9 protein-coding genes and 1 pseudogene are annotated in these 12,711 nt (G+C 66.8%); 3 read left to right on the forward strand and 7 right to left on the reverse strand.

Annotated elements, in window-relative coordinates; translation table 11 throughout:
- A complete protein-coding gene (locus ACEOAB_RS17110; RefSeq protein ID WP_413750410.1) occupies nt 1-1,734 on the reverse strand; it encodes a dipeptidase in 1,734 nt (577 codons plus the stop codon).
- A gap of 60 nt (nt 1,735-1,794) precedes the next feature.
- Here ACEOAB_RS17110 and ACEOAB_RS17115 point away from each other — a divergent pair, with 60 nt between their 5' ends.
- A complete protein-coding gene (locus ACEOAB_RS17115; protein ID WP_413750411.1) occupies nt 1,795-2,367 on the forward strand; it encodes a DNA-3-methyladenine glycosylase I in 573 nt (190 codons plus the stop codon).
- 81 nt (nt 2,368-2,448) lie between these two features.
- Here the strand turns inward: ACEOAB_RS17115 and ACEOAB_RS17120 are convergent, their stop codons facing one another.
- From ACEOAB_RS17120 to ACEOAB_RS17140, 5 genes are all read right to left on the reverse strand, one after another.
- Entirely contained in the window at nt 2,449-2,802 is a 354-nt protein-coding gene (locus tag ACEOAB_RS17120; RefSeq protein ID WP_056522489.1) for a hypothetical protein, read from the reverse strand.
- 164 nt (nt 2,803-2,966) lie between these two features.
- On the reverse strand, nt 2,967-3,845 hold the full coding sequence (locus ACEOAB_RS17125) for an isocitrate lyase/PEP mutase family protein (RefSeq protein ID WP_413750412.1): 879 nt from the start codon (nt 3,843-3,845) through the stop codon (nt 2,967-2,969).
- Nucleotides 3,846-3,848: 3 nt separating this feature from the next.
- A complete protein-coding gene (locus ACEOAB_RS17130) occupies nt 3,849-5,303 on the reverse strand; it encodes a bifunctional 2-methylcitrate dehydratase/aconitate hydratase (RefSeq protein ID WP_413750413.1) in 1,455 nt (484 codons plus the stop codon).
- Nucleotides 5,304-5,317: 14 nt separating this feature from the next.
- Complete coding sequence (gene prpC / locus ACEOAB_RS17135; protein ID WP_413750414.1) at nt 5,318-6,475, reverse strand: bifunctional 2-methylcitrate synthase/citrate synthase; 1,158 nt, start codon at nt 6,473-6,475, stop codon at nt 5,318-5,320.
- Entirely contained in the window at nt 6,472-6,876 is a 405-nt protein-coding gene (locus tag ACEOAB_RS17140) for an acyl-CoA thioesterase (RefSeq protein ID WP_413750415.1), read from the reverse strand. Before ACEOAB_RS17140 ends, prpC begins: the two co-directional genes overlap by 4 nt.
- Nucleotides 6,877-6,985: 109 nt before the next feature.
- Here ACEOAB_RS17140 and ACEOAB_RS17145 point away from each other — a divergent pair.
- Nucleotides 6,986-8,407, forward strand: a pseudogene (locus tag ACEOAB_RS17145) (short-chain fatty acyl-CoA regulator family protein); the annotation flags it as partial.
- A 909-nt stretch (nt 8,408-9,316) separates the two neighbouring features.
- On the opposite strand, the gene metE reads toward ACEOAB_RS17145, so the two are convergent.
- The gene (gene metE, locus ACEOAB_RS17150) at nt 9,317-11,662 is read right to left on the reverse strand and encodes a 5-methyltetrahydropteroyltriglutamate--homocysteine S-methyltransferase (RefSeq protein WP_495653001.1); all 2,346 of its coding nucleotides are present in this window, start codon (nt 11,660-11,662) and stop codon (nt 9,317-9,319) included.
- A 99-nt stretch (nt 11,663-11,761) separates the two neighbouring features.
- Here metE and ACEOAB_RS17155 point away from each other — a divergent pair, with 99 nt between their 5' ends.
- Nucleotides 11,762-12,688 (forward strand): LysR family transcriptional regulator, encoded by a 927-nt coding sequence (locus ACEOAB_RS17155; RefSeq protein ID WP_413747571.1) that lies wholly within the window; start codon nt 11,762-11,764, stop codon nt 12,686-12,688.
- The last annotated feature ends 23 nt before the right edge of the window (nt 12,689-12,711 follow it).

The following is a 12,711-nucleotide window of genomic DNA, read 5'->3' on the forward strand; positions in this document are numbered from 1 at the left end:
CTACTGCATCTGCTGCAGGTTGCCGATGCGCACCAGCATCTCGGTGAACATCTGCATGTCGGCGTCGAGGTCGGGCACTTCCTTGTATTCCTTGGCGTTGTGCGCCGTGTACTTCTTGCCTGGCATGGCGGGACCGAAGTTGATGGCGTTGGGCATCAGCTTCGCGGTGGTGCTGCCGGCCGTGGGCACGGGCTTGGCTTCAAGGCCGGTGGTGTCGCCGTAGATGTTGAGCAGCGTCGACAGCCACGCGCCCTTGGGGTCGCGTGCCATCCAGTTGCCCTGATCGTAGACCACATCGAGCTTCACGTTGTTCGCGCTCGCCCAGGCGTTGACCTTCGAGGTGACCTGCGCCTTCAGTTCGTCGGGCGTGCGGCCGCGCGGCATGCGCACGTTGACCGTGACCTCTAGCCTGCCGTCGTTGCCCATGCGCACGAGATTCGGCGACAAGGTCAGCGGGCCCATGAATTCGTCGGCGTAGCCCAGGCCCATCTTCTCGCCGAAGTAGCCGGTGCCGTAGAGCGCGTCGATGTACTTCGCGGCCTTCAGGTACTGGTTGGCGGCCAGCGGCACGCCGGACTCCTCCAGGAACAGCGCAAGGCGCGGCAGCGGATTGACGCCTTCCTCCGGGCGCGAGCCGTGGGCCGAGACGCCTGTCACCTTGAGTTCGATGCTGTCGGCGCCGCGTGCGATGTCGATGGCGAACTTGCCGCCCTGCGCTTCGTACTTCTGCAGGAAGGCCGGCTTTGCTGCTTCGAGCTTTGCGAGCACAGCGGCAAGGTCGCCCCCTTTGAGCGTGGCGGTTGCCGTCTGCGGGATCGCGTTGGCCGACGCGGCGCCGGCCATGGCCGTGATCGCCGTCGATGCGCCATCGGCCGTTTCCGCCGGGAACAGCACCTTCAGCGCGCCCGAGCCCTTCTCGGCCACCACGGCCGGGTACTTGCTGTCGAGCACGATGTTGTAGGCCGGCAGTTGCGTCTTCGCGCGGTAGTACTGCATGGCGTCGCCACCGGTTTCCTCGGTGGTCTCGATCATCAGGCGGATGCTGCGCTCGATGGGCAGGCCGCTGTCCTTCACGGCCTTCATGGCGTAGAGCACGGCGGCGATGGAGCCCTTGTCGTCGATGGTGCCGCGGCCGTAGAGGAAGTCGCCCACGCGGGTCATCCTGAATGGGTCGAGCCGCGTGCCGTCGTCGAGCACCCATTCGGACAGCACCGCAGGCACCACATCGGCATGCGTGAGGATGCCGAACTCCTCCGTGCCCTTGCCTTTGAGGCTGACTTCGAAGATACGGTTGTCGACATTGCGGTAGGCAAGGCCGAAGTCGCCCGCCATCTTCTCGACCAGCTTGCCGAACTCGATGATCGGCGCGCTCTCGTGGGGCGGAACCTGCACGTTGCGCACCGTCGGAATCGCCACCATGGCGCCGATGCTCGCGATCACGGCCTGCTGGTTCTGCAGGCGGTTGTACAGGCCGAGCAGGCGCGCGATGTTGACGAGGTCGTCCCCGGCCAGCGGTTTCTTCGCGCGATAGGCGGCCACGCTGGCTTGCAGCGCGGGGTTGCTCCTGGCTGCCTGCGCGAGGAAGGCATTGAAATCGGCCGGGACCTTGCCGGCTTGCCATGCGGCGGCGAGCTGATCGAGCTGGGGCTTCCTGAGTGCTTCGGCGTGCACGCTCGCACCAAGGCCGAGCACGACCATCGACAGGGCCGACAATGAAAATCGAAAATGCTGCATCAGGGTGACCCCCTCATTCTGAAAAACATTCCCGACGATAGCCGAGCGAAATACCGAACGATGAACGACAGCAACGCCAAGATCCGCTGCGCATGGGCCCAGACCGACCCGCTGCTGGCCGCCTACCACGACGCCGAATGGGGCGTGCCCGAGCGCGACAGCCGTGCGCTGTGGGAAAAGCTGATGCTCGACGGCTTCCAGGCCGGCCTCTCGTGGCTCACCATCCTGCGCAAGCGCGATGCGTTCCGCAAGGCCTTCAAGGGCTTCGTGCCGGAGAAGATCATCAAATTCACCGAGGCCGATGTCGAACGGCTCATGCAGGACACCGGCATCGTGCGTTCGCGCTCGAAGATCGAAGCCACCATCGGCAATGCGCGCGCCTACCTTGCGATGCAGGCGGCGGGCGAAGACTTCTCGGAGTTCATCTGGGGCATGGCTGGCGGCAAGCCCATCGTCAACCGCACTGGCAGCGTGCCGGTGAAGACGCCGCTGTCGGAAGATATTTCGGCTGCGCTCAAGAAGCGCGGCTTCAAGTTCGTCGGCCCCGTCATCGTCTACGCGTGGATGCAGGCCACGGGCATCGTGGACGACCATGCGCACGACTGCCATCGGCACGGGGTCAAGCTGAAATGACGCAATAAAAAAACCGGACCACGCTTTCGCATGGTCCGGTTTTGTCTGGCTGTTAAGTGAAGCGGCTTGCGCCGCGACAAATTACAGGCCGGCTTGGCGCGTGAAGGCCAGGCCCTTGGCTTGCGCGGGGATCACGCTGCCAGCGAAGGTTTCGGGGCGCAGGTTCTGGCCCGGTGCGTGTGCAGCGGCAACAGCTTCATTGCGCACGGCGGCGCGGTCGGCCGAAGCGGTCAGGGCGGGCGTTGCGGTCGAAGCAGCGCCGTCGTTGTCGCCATATGCATTGCCGGCGCGGGCGGCGGCAACTGCCTGGGGCGCCACGTCGGCGCGGCTGTAGCCAGAAGTCAGCGGCTGCACGCCTTCGTAGCTTTCTGCATGGGCGCCAGCGGCGGCGAGCAGAGAAAGAGCAGCGGCGGCGAGGATGTTCGAGGTCTTCATTTCAATTCCTTATTCATTGGGCCTTTGGGTGCCTCAAGTGTGCATCACGATTACTAGGGCAAACCCCTACACAACCGAATCGCAGTGTTCATGAAATCGAAACAATGACGAGGAACTTTCTGACGAGGCTAACTCAAGTGCCCTCTCCGCCATCAAAAACGCGGCTAATTCGCGTACTTTTTCTCTAGCTCATCAAGCAATGGCTTGCCGACCAGGCGCTGCCTTTCAGCAAAAGGTGCTACCAGCGCCGGGTCTTCATCCAGCCGGCGGGTATCGCGCAGAACGGTCAACGCACGTTGCATGCCAGCCACCGCACCCTGCAATGCGGCATTGGCGTAGAGCACGAAGCCATAGCCCAGCGCGCCCAGTTCCTGCGCGCCGAAGGTCGGCGTCCTGCCGCCGATCACCATGTTCATGAGCTGCGGCTTGCCGAGGCGCTGCGGCATGGCGCGCACTTCTTCGGCCAGTGTCACGGCCTCGACGAAGAGGATGTCGGCGCCGGCCTCGCCGAACTTCTGCGCTCGCTCGATGGCGGCCTCGAAGCCATGCACCGCTGCCGCATCGGTGCGGGCCATGACGAGCAGATCGCTGTCCTGCCGCGCATCGACCGCGGCCTTGATCTTGCCGAGCATCTCGCCCGTATCGATCACGGCCTTGCCCGCGAAATGGCCGCAGCGCTTGGGGCTCACCTGGTCTTCGAGCTGGATGCAGTCGGCCCCTGCCCGCTCGAGCACACGCACCGTGTGCCGCACGTTGAGCGCATTGCCGAAGCCGGTGTCGGCATCGACCAGCAGCGGCAGGCTCACCGCGTCGCGAATGCGCGCCGTGTGCTCGGCGATCTCGTGCAGGCCCATGAAGGCCTGGTCGGGCAGGCCGAGGTGCATGTTGGTGACGCCCGCGCCCGTGACGTAGATCGCCTCGAAGCCGAGGTCTTCGATCACGCGGGCCGACATCGCATTGAACGCACCCGGCACCAGCACGCCGCGGCGCGCCTCGGCCAGGCGGCGCAACACCTTCTTCGGGGATTCGTTGTTCGCCGGCATGGTTCAGGCCGCGTACAGGTCGACGTACTCGTGCACCGGCATCGCCTCGAGTTTCTTCGCATCGAGCGACACATCGAGGATGGCCTGCTGCTGCTTCTGCGCGAAGCGGCGTGCAAGGTTGGTGCGGAACTTGGCTTCGAGCGGCGGAATGCCATCGCCGCGGCGGCGCTTGTGGCCGATGGGGTACTCGACCACCACTTCGGCAAGGCTCGTGCCGTCCTTGAACGCCACCGTCAGCGCGTTCGCGATGCTGCGCTTTTCAGGGTCGTGGTAGTCGGCCGTGAAGCGCGGGTCTTCCACGCACACGATCCTGTCGCGTAGCGCGTCGATGCGCGGGTCGTTCGCCACGCTGTCCTCGTAGTCGCCGGCAGTGAGGCGGCCGAAGATCATCGGCACCGCCACCATGTACTGGATGCAGTGGTCGCGGTCGGCCGGATTGTTCAGCGGGCCCTGCTTGTCGATGATGCGGATGCAGGCCTCGTGCGTGCGGATGGTCACCCGCTCGATGTCGTCCACGGTCTTGCCGATCTTGTGCAACTGCGCATGCTGCGCCATGCCAGCCTCCACCGCCGTCTGGCTGTGGAACTCGGCCGGGAAGCTGATCTTGAACAGCACGTTTTCCATCACGTAGCTGCCGTACGAGCGTTGGAATTTGAAGGGTTGCCCCTTGAACAGCACGTCGTAGAAGCCCCAGGTCTTGGCGCTGAGCACGCTCGGGTAGCCCATCTCGCCCGTCTTCGCAATCAGCGCGAGACGCACCGCGCGGCTGGTCGCGTCGCCCGCCGCCCAGCTCTTGCGGCTGCCGGTATTGGGCGCATGGCGGTACGTGCGCAGGCTCTGGCCATCGACCCATGCGAGCGACACGGCGTTGACGATCTCGTCGCGCGTCAGCCCCAGCAGGCGCGCCACCACGGCCGTCGATGCGACCTTGACCAGCACCACGTGATCGAGCCCGACCTTATTGAACGAATTCTCCAGCGCGAGGCAGCCCTGGATCTCGTGCGCCTGGATCATGCCGGTGAGCACGTCGCGCATGGTCAGCGGCTTGCGCCCGGCGGCCACCGCATTGCGGCTGAGCCAGTCGGCCGTGGCGAGGATGCCGCCGAGGTTGTCGCTCGGATGGCCCCACTCCGCCGCGAGCCAGGTGTCGTTGAAGTCGAGCCAGCGGATCATCGTGCCGATGTTGAAGGCCGCCTGCACGGGGTCGAGCTGATACGGCGTGCCCGGCACCTTCGCGCCGTTGGGCACCACCGTGCCCGGCACGATCGGGCCGAGCAGCTTGGTGCAGGCCGGGTATTCGAGCGCCTCGAGGCCGCAGCCGAGCGTGTCGATCAGGCAGTGGCGCGCGGTTTCGTACGCCAGAGCGCTGGTGATCTGCCGGTGGGCAAGCACGTAGTCGACGATGTCGACCAGCACCTGGTCGGGTTCGGGGCGGATGTTGCTGATGTGTGCGGACATGGAGAAAGAGGCTTTCAGCGGTTGGCGATGGGAACGAAGGTCTGGTCTTCAGGACCGGTGTAGTTGGCGCTCGGGCGGATGATCTTGTTGTCCTGCCGCTGCTCGATGATGTGCGCGGCCCAGCCGCTGGTGCGCGCAATGACGAACAGCGGCGTGAACATTGCCGTCGGCACGCCCAGCATGTGGTAGCTCACGGCGCTGAACCAGTCGAGGTTGGGGAACATCTTCTTCGCGTCCCACATCACCGTTTCGAGCCGCTCGGCAATGTCGTACATGCGGGTGGAACCAGCCTCGTCCGACAGCTGCTTCGCCACGCGCTTGATGACCACGTTGCGCGGGTCCGACACGGTGTAGACCGGGTGGCCGAAGCCGATGACCACTTCCTTCGCCTCGACGCGGCGACGGATGTCGGCTTCGGCCTCATCGGGCGTGTCGTAGCGCTTCTGGATCTCGAAGGCGACCTCGTTGGCGCCGCCGTGTTTGGGCCCGCGCAGGGCGCCAATGGCGCCGGTGATGGCCGAGTACACGTCGGAGCCCGTGCCCGCCACCACGCGCGCGGTGAAGGTCGAGGCGTTGAACTCGTGCTCCGCATAGAGGTTGAGCGAGGTGTGCATCGCGCGCTCCCAGCTCGCCGAGGGCGCGCGGCCGTGCAGCAGGTGCAGGAAGTGCGCGCCGATGGAGTCGTCGTCGGTCTCCACCTCGATGCGCCGCCCCTGCGTCGACCAGTGATACCAGTACAGCAGCATCGAGCCGAGCGAGGCCATCAGCCGGTCGGCGATGTCGCGCGCGCCGGGCAGCGAATGGTCGTCCTTCTCGGGCAGCACGCAGCCGAGCGCGGACACACCGGTGCGCATCACGTCCATCGGATGCGCGCTGGCGGGCAGGCGCTCCAGCGCTTCCTTCACGCTCGCGGGCAGGCCGCGCATCGCCTTCAGCCGGCCCTTGTAGGCGCGCAGCTCGGCGCTGCTGGGCAGCTTTCCATGCACCAGCAGGTGCGCGATTTCCTCGAACTTGCAGACGTCGGCGATGTCGAGGATGTCGTAGCCGCGGTAGTGCAGGTCGTTGCCCGTGCGCCCCACGGTGCACAGCGCGGTGTTGCCCGCGGTCACGCCCGAGAGCGCGACGGATTTCTTCGGCTTGAAGCCGGTGGGGCTTGCGGTGTCGGTGGTCATACGGTCTCCTCGGAAATTTCTTCGGCGAGGCGCGCCATGCGCCTCGGGCGTCCGGCGGCGTCGACCGCCACCATCTCGAACTCGCCTTCGAGCACGCACGCAAGCGCCTCGGTCGCCACGTCCTGCACGCAGCCGCGAACGTGCACTGTGAGCGAGCTGCGACCGGCGCGCGAGACGTGCGTGTCGAGCACCAGCGTGCTGCCCAGGCGCACCGGTGCATGGAACATCACCTCGCCGCAGCGCGCCATCACCACGTCGCCGCGCACGAAGCCGCGGCCGCCCAGGAAGGCAGCCTTCGACATCAGCTGCAGCGCCTGGCCGCCGAACAGCGTGCCGTAGTGGTTGGTGTGTTCCGGGAACACCACCTCGATGAGACGGACCGAACCGCGAGTGCCTTGCATGATTCGCAATTTACGCAAGATCGTGCCCATAATGAAGACCTGAATTGGCGAATGATTGCGAAGGAAACGCGATCAGATTTGCGAATCTTGCGAACAACGGACACAGACGATGAAGAAGACCTTCATGGGCGTGCGGCTGCGAAGCCTGCGCGAGGAGCGCGGCCTGAGCCAGCTCGCGCTCGCGCAGCAGCTGGGCCTGTCGCCCAGCTACCTGAACCAGATCGAGCAGAACCAGCGGCCGCTCACGGTGCCGGTACTCCTGCGCCTGCATGCCACGCTGGGCGTCGACATCCAGGCCTTCTCGGAAGACGAGGAAGCGCGGCTCATCGCCAGCCTGCGCGAGGCGCTGGCCGACAACCCGGGCGGCGACGCGGTCGCGCTGGCCGAGCTGCGCGAAGTGGCCACGCAGATGCCGGCCGTGGGCCGCGCGCTGGTGGCGCTGCACCAGCGCCACCGCGATGCGATGGAGCGGCTGGAGGCGCTGGCGGGCGAACTCGGCGACGGCCGCGGCGACCTTGCGCGCTTGCCGCAGGCGCGGCCCATGCCCTTCGAGGAAGTGCGCGACTTCTTCTTCGCGCATCAGAACCACATCGCGCCGCTCGACGATGCGGCCGAAGCCTTCGCTGCGCAATGGCGCCTGCGCGAAGGCAACCCCGGCGACCGCCTCGCGCGCCGGCTGCTCGAAGCGCACGGCGTGCAGGTGGTTCCCGCCGAAGATGGCGAAGCCGGTGCGCTGCGGCGCTACGACCCGGCCTCGCGCGTGTTGCGGCTCTCGCCTCACCTGGAGCCCGGGCAGCATGCATTCCAGCTCGCCACGCAGCTTGCGTTTTTCGAGCTCGGCGACATGCTCGAAGAGCTGGTGGCGACCGCGCCGCTGTCCAGCGACACGGCCCGTTCGCTCGCGCGCATCGGCCTGGCCAACTACTTCGCCGCGGCGCTTCTGCTGCCCTACGGCGAGTTCCTTGAAACCGCCGAGCTGCTGCGCTACGACATCGACCAGCTGGCGCGCCGCTTCGGCGTGGGCTTCGAGACCATCTGCCACCGCCTGAGTTCGCTGCAGCGGCCCGAGGCGCGCGGCGTGCCCTTCTTCCTGATCCGCGTCGACCGCGCGGGAAACATCTCGAAGCGGCAGTCGGCCACGCATTTCCACTTCTCGAAGACAGGCGGCACCTGCCCGCTGTGGAACGTGTACGAGGCCTTCGCACAGCCCGGGCGCGTGCTCACGCAGCTCGCGCGCATGCCCGACGGGCGCGCTTACCTCTGGATCGCGCGCACGGTGTCGCACGGCTACCGCGGCTACGGTTCGCCCAACAAGACCTTCTCCATCGGGCTGGGCTGCGACATCAGCCATGCCACGCGGCTGGTCTACTCGAAGGGCATGGACCTGCGCGACCCCGACGTGCCCACGCCCATCGGCGCGGGCTGCAAGGTGTGCGAACGCGAGACCTGCCCGCAGCGCGCCTTCCCGTTCGTGGGCCGGCCGCTGGCTGTGGACGAGAACCAGAGCCGGTTCATGCCCTATGCGGCAGCACCGGCGGCAGGCGCGATCAGGAGCGCGGCCAGGCGCGCACCAGCGTCCGGAGCGCGACCGCGCCGCTCCCTTGACCTCGGCGCGGTAGGTGCCCACCAGGGCCTCGCGCTCGGCCGCCGCCTGCGGGTCGTTGCGCCAGGCCAGCAAGGCGGCCACGTCCGCATCGGGCAGTGCGGCGAGCTGTGCCTGCGTCACCTGCTTCTCGAACTCGCGCGCCACGATCATCAGGTTGCGTGGGCGCGTCGACGTTACGCCGCGCGACCACAGTGTGTCGAGAGCCATGTCCAGTGTGCGGTCCGGCAGCGAGCTGAGCTGGCCGCCGTTGCCACGCGCGAGCTGCTTGACCACCGCGCTCATCAGCAACTGGCTCGAGAAGTCGACCTCGCGCACCTCTGCCACGGCCATGCGTTCGAGCAGCTCGGTGCGCGCCGGATCGGCAGGCTTGGCGCGTTCGCGGCTGAAGAACTCGGCCTTGCCGGCCTCGGTCATGGCGGCGTAGTCGGTGCGCAGTTTCACGAAATGCGCCACGGCGGCCAGCACCTGCGGGCTGGGAGCAGCACCGCCGTTGCCGGCCAACGCTACTTCCTGCTGGATCGCGGCCACGGAGGCCTTGGTGTTGAACGCACGGCCGGCGGCGGTGTCCAGCGCCTTGAGTGCCTTGTCTGCAATGGCCTGGTCATCGGGCTCCAGCAGTTCCCTCGCACCCCGCGCGACGGCACCGGGCGCATAGGACGCTTCATAGCGCGCCTGCACGCCTTCGAACTGCAGCAGCGCTTCCGCGCGGTTCTGCGCCCAGCCCATCAAGGGGGCCAGGAGCAACAGGAGCAGCAGGGAGAAACGGAACGGGAAGAGACGGTCTGGGCAAAGCATGCCTCCATTATTGGCGCGCCCGCATTGCCCCTCCTCAGCTCAAGCGGGGACCAGTTCCTTGCGCAGCAGCTTCGCTGCAGCCACCATGTTCGACAGCGCCGCCTCGGTCTCGGGCCAGCCGCGGGTCTTGAGGCCGCAGTCGGGGTTGATCCAGAGGTTCTCGTGCGGCACCACGCCCGCAGCCTTGCGCATCAGGCGCACGATCTCGTCGACCGAGGGCACACGCGGCGAGTGGATGTCGTACACGCCCGGGCCGATCTCGTTCGGATAGCGAAAGCCACCCGCGTCGTTCTCGCCGCCGAAGCCGCGCAGCAGCTCCATGTCGGAACGGCTGGTCTCGATGGTGATCACGTCGGCGTCCATTGCCGCGATCTCCGGCAGGATGTCGTTGAACTCCGAATAGCACATGTGCGTGTGGATCTGCGTCTCGTCGCGCACGCCCGAAGCGCTGATGCGGAAGGCACGCGTGGCCGACTTCAGGTACGCGGGCCAGCCGGCGCGGCGCAGCGGCAGTCCTTCGCGAATCGCGGGTTCGTCGATCTGGATGATGCCGATGCCCGCGCCTTCGAGGTCGACCACCTCGTCGCGGATCGCCCAGGCAATCTGCTCGCAGGTGGTGGCGCGCGGCTGGTCGTCGCGCACGAAGGACCACTGCAGGATGGTGACGGGGCCGGTCAGCATGCCCTTCATCGGCAGCTTCGTCAGGCTCTGCGCATAGGCGGTCCACTCCACTGTCATCGCCGCCGGGCGCGCCACGTCGCCGAAGATCACCGGCGGCTTCACGCAGCGCGAGCCGTACGACTGCACCCAGCCGTTGGCGGTGAAGGCGAAGCCGTCGAGCTGCTCGCCGAAGTACTCGACCATGTCGTTGCGCTCGGCTTCGCCATGCACCAGCACGTCGATGCCCAGTTCCTCCTGCTTGCGCACGGCGAGTGCGATCTCGGCGCGCATCTTCTCGCGGTAGCCGGCGGCGTCGAGCTCGCCGCGCTTGAAGGCGGCGCGCGCGGCGCGGATGTCCGGCGTCTGCGGGAACGAGCCGATGGTGGTGGTCGGCAGCGCCGGCAAGGCGAAGCGCGTGCGCTGCACCAGTTGGCGCAGCGCGAAGACCGACACGCGGCTGTCGTCGCCGGCCACGCTGCGCGCCAGGCGCAGGGCCACGTCGGCGCGGTGCACGCGCGGGCTGGCGCGGCGTGCCGACACTGCCGCGCGGGCGGCCGCCAGTTCGGTCGCGACAGAAGCTTCATCGCCGTCAATGGCCGCACGAAGCACGCGCAGCTCGTCGAGCTTCTCGATGGCGAAGGCAAGCCACGACTTGAGCTCAGTGTCGAGCTTCGTCTCGGCCTCGAGGTTGAAAGGCACGTGCAGCAACGAGCACGAAGGCGCTATCCACAGCTCGCCCTTGTGCTTCTCCGCCACTGGCCTGAGCTTGGCCAGCGCGGCATCGACGTCGGTACGCCAGATGTTGCGACCATCGACCACGCCGACAGACAGCACCTTGTGCGCCGGCAGCCAGTCGGCCACGCCCGTCAGTTCCTGCGGCGAACGCACCGCGTCCACGTGCAGGCCCGCCACCGGCAGCTGGCAGGCCAGGCGCAGGTTGTCCGACAGGGGCGAGAAGTACGTGGCCAGCAGCAGCTTCGACGCGCTGCGGGCCAGTTGCCAGTAGGCGCGCTCGAAGGCGTTGCGCCACGCTTCGGGCAGGTCGAGGCCAAGGATGGGTTCGTCGATCTGCACCCATTCCACGCCCTGCTGCTTCAACCGCCGGAGCACCTGTTCGTACACGGGCAGCAGCGAGTCGAGCAGCGAGAAGCGGTCGAAGCCGGCTTCCTTTTCTTTGCCGAGGTACAGGAAGCTCAGTGGCCCGAGCAGCACGGCCTTGACCGCGTGCCCGGCCTGCTGGGCCTGCGCCACTTCGTCGAACAGGCGCGTCGACGCGAGCTTGAACTGCGTGGCCGCATCGAACTCGGGCACGAGGTAGTGATAGTTGGTGTCGAACCACTTCGTCATTTCCAGCGCAAAAGTGCCTTCGGCGCCGTGGTTGCAGCTGTCGTCGTGCACGTGGCCGGCTTCGCTTTCCACGCCGCGCGCCATCGTGAAGTAGCGCGAAAGTTCGGGTTCGTCGCCATGAAAGCCGAAGCGCCCCGGTTCGCAGCCGAGCAGCTGGATATGGTTGGCCACGTGGTCGTAGTATGCAAAGTCGCCGACCGTCACGAAGTCGAGTCCCGCATCGCGCTGGGCCTGCCAGTGGCGCGCGCGCAGTTCTTCGCCGACCGCTTCGAGCGCGGCGCGATCGATCTCGCCACGCCAGTGCTTTTCGAGGGCGAACTTGAGTTCCCGGCGGGCGCCCATGCGCGGAAAGCCGAGGGTGTGGATACGGGTGGTCATTTGCAGGTAGTAATCGCTGATCTTGGGAGCCTGCAATGGTCGGCGTTTGAGGCATATGATTCAAACGAAACCTTTTGCCCATTCGATTGAATAATTTTCATGTTGCAGTCGCCCCTCGAAATACGCCACCTGCGCACGCTCATCGCGCTGCGCGACACCGGCAGCCTGGTGCGCGCAGCGCAGCTGCTCAACCTCACGCAATCGGCGCTGTCGCACCAGATCAAGCTGCTCGAAGACCGCTACGGCGCGCAGCTGTTCGAGCGCAAGTCGGTGCCGCCGCAGTTCAGCACCACCGGCCTGCGGCTGCTGCAGCTGGCCGACACCGCGCTGCCGCTCATCGAGGAAGCCGAGCGCGACGTGGCCCGGCTCGCGCTGGGGCGCAGCGGACAGCTGCGCATCGTGGTCGAGTGCCACACCTGCTTCGACTGGCTGATGCCGGCGATGGACGCGTTCCGCCAGCGCTGGCCCGAGATCGAGCTCGACATCGTCTCGGGCTTTCACCCCGACCCGATCGCGCTGGTGATGCAGAACCGCGCCGAGGTGGCGATCGTGTCCGAGGAAGACCCCGACGAAACCGTCGACTACCACGCGCTGTTTCGCTTCGAGATCATGGCGCTGCTGGCCAACGATCATCCCCTGACAGCCAAGACGCATCTCACGGCGCGCCACTTTGCCAACCAGACGCTCATCACCTACCCCGTGCCCGACGACATGCTCGACATCGTGCGGCAGGTGCTGGCGCCAGCGGGCGTGGAGCCCGCGCACCGCCGCACCACCGAGCTCACGGTGGCGATGCTGCAACTGGTGGCGAGCGGGCGCGGCGTGGCGACGCTGCCGCTGTGGGCAGTGCAGAACTACCTCGATCGCGGCTATGTCACGGCCCGGCGCGTGGGCAGCAAGGGGCTGACGGGGCGGCTCTACATGGCGTGCACGCAGGGCACGTCGGGGCAGCCGTGGCTGGCGGACTTCGTGCGCATCACGCGCGAGAGCTGCTTCAAGAGCCTGCCGGGGATCGAGCTGCTGTAGCAATGGCACTGCAGAATCGCAAC

It is taken from the genome of Variovorax sp. Varisp53, assembly GCF_059491555.1.

Coding starts and splice junctions, on each gene's coding strand:
- ACEOAB_RS17110 (WP_413750410.1), bottom strand. CDS start 1,734: ATGCAGCATTTTCGATTTTCATTGTCGGCCCTGTCGATGGTCGTGCTC.
- ACEOAB_RS17115 (WP_413750411.1), top strand. CDS start 1,795: ATGAACGACAGCAACGCCAAGATCCGCTGCGCATGGGCCCAGACCGAC.
- ACEOAB_RS17120 (WP_056522489.1), bottom strand. CDS start 2,802: ATGAAGACCTCGAACATCCTCGCCGCCGCTGCTCTTTCTCTGCTCGCC.
- ACEOAB_RS17125 (WP_413750412.1), bottom strand. CDS start 3,845: ATGCCGGCGAACAACGAATCCCCGAAGAAGGTGTTGCGCCGCCTGGCC.
- ACEOAB_RS17130 (WP_413750413.1), bottom strand. CDS start 5,303: ATGTCCGCACACATCAGCAACATCCGCCCCGAACCCGACCAGGTGCTG.
- prpC (WP_413750414.1), bottom strand. CDS start 6,475: ATGACCACCGACACCGCAAGCCCCACCGGCTTCAAGCCGAAGAAATCC.
- ACEOAB_RS17140 (WP_413750415.1), bottom strand. CDS start 6,876: ATGCAAGGCACTCGCGGTTCGGTCCGTCTCATCGAGGTGGTGTTCCCG.
- metE (WP_495653001.1), bottom strand. CDS start 11,662: ATGACCACCCGTATCCACACCCTCGGCTTTCCGCGCATGGGCGCCCGC.
- ACEOAB_RS17155 (WP_413747571.1), top strand. CDS start 11,762: ATGTTGCAGTCGCCCCTCGAAATACGCCACCTGCGCACGCTCATCGCG.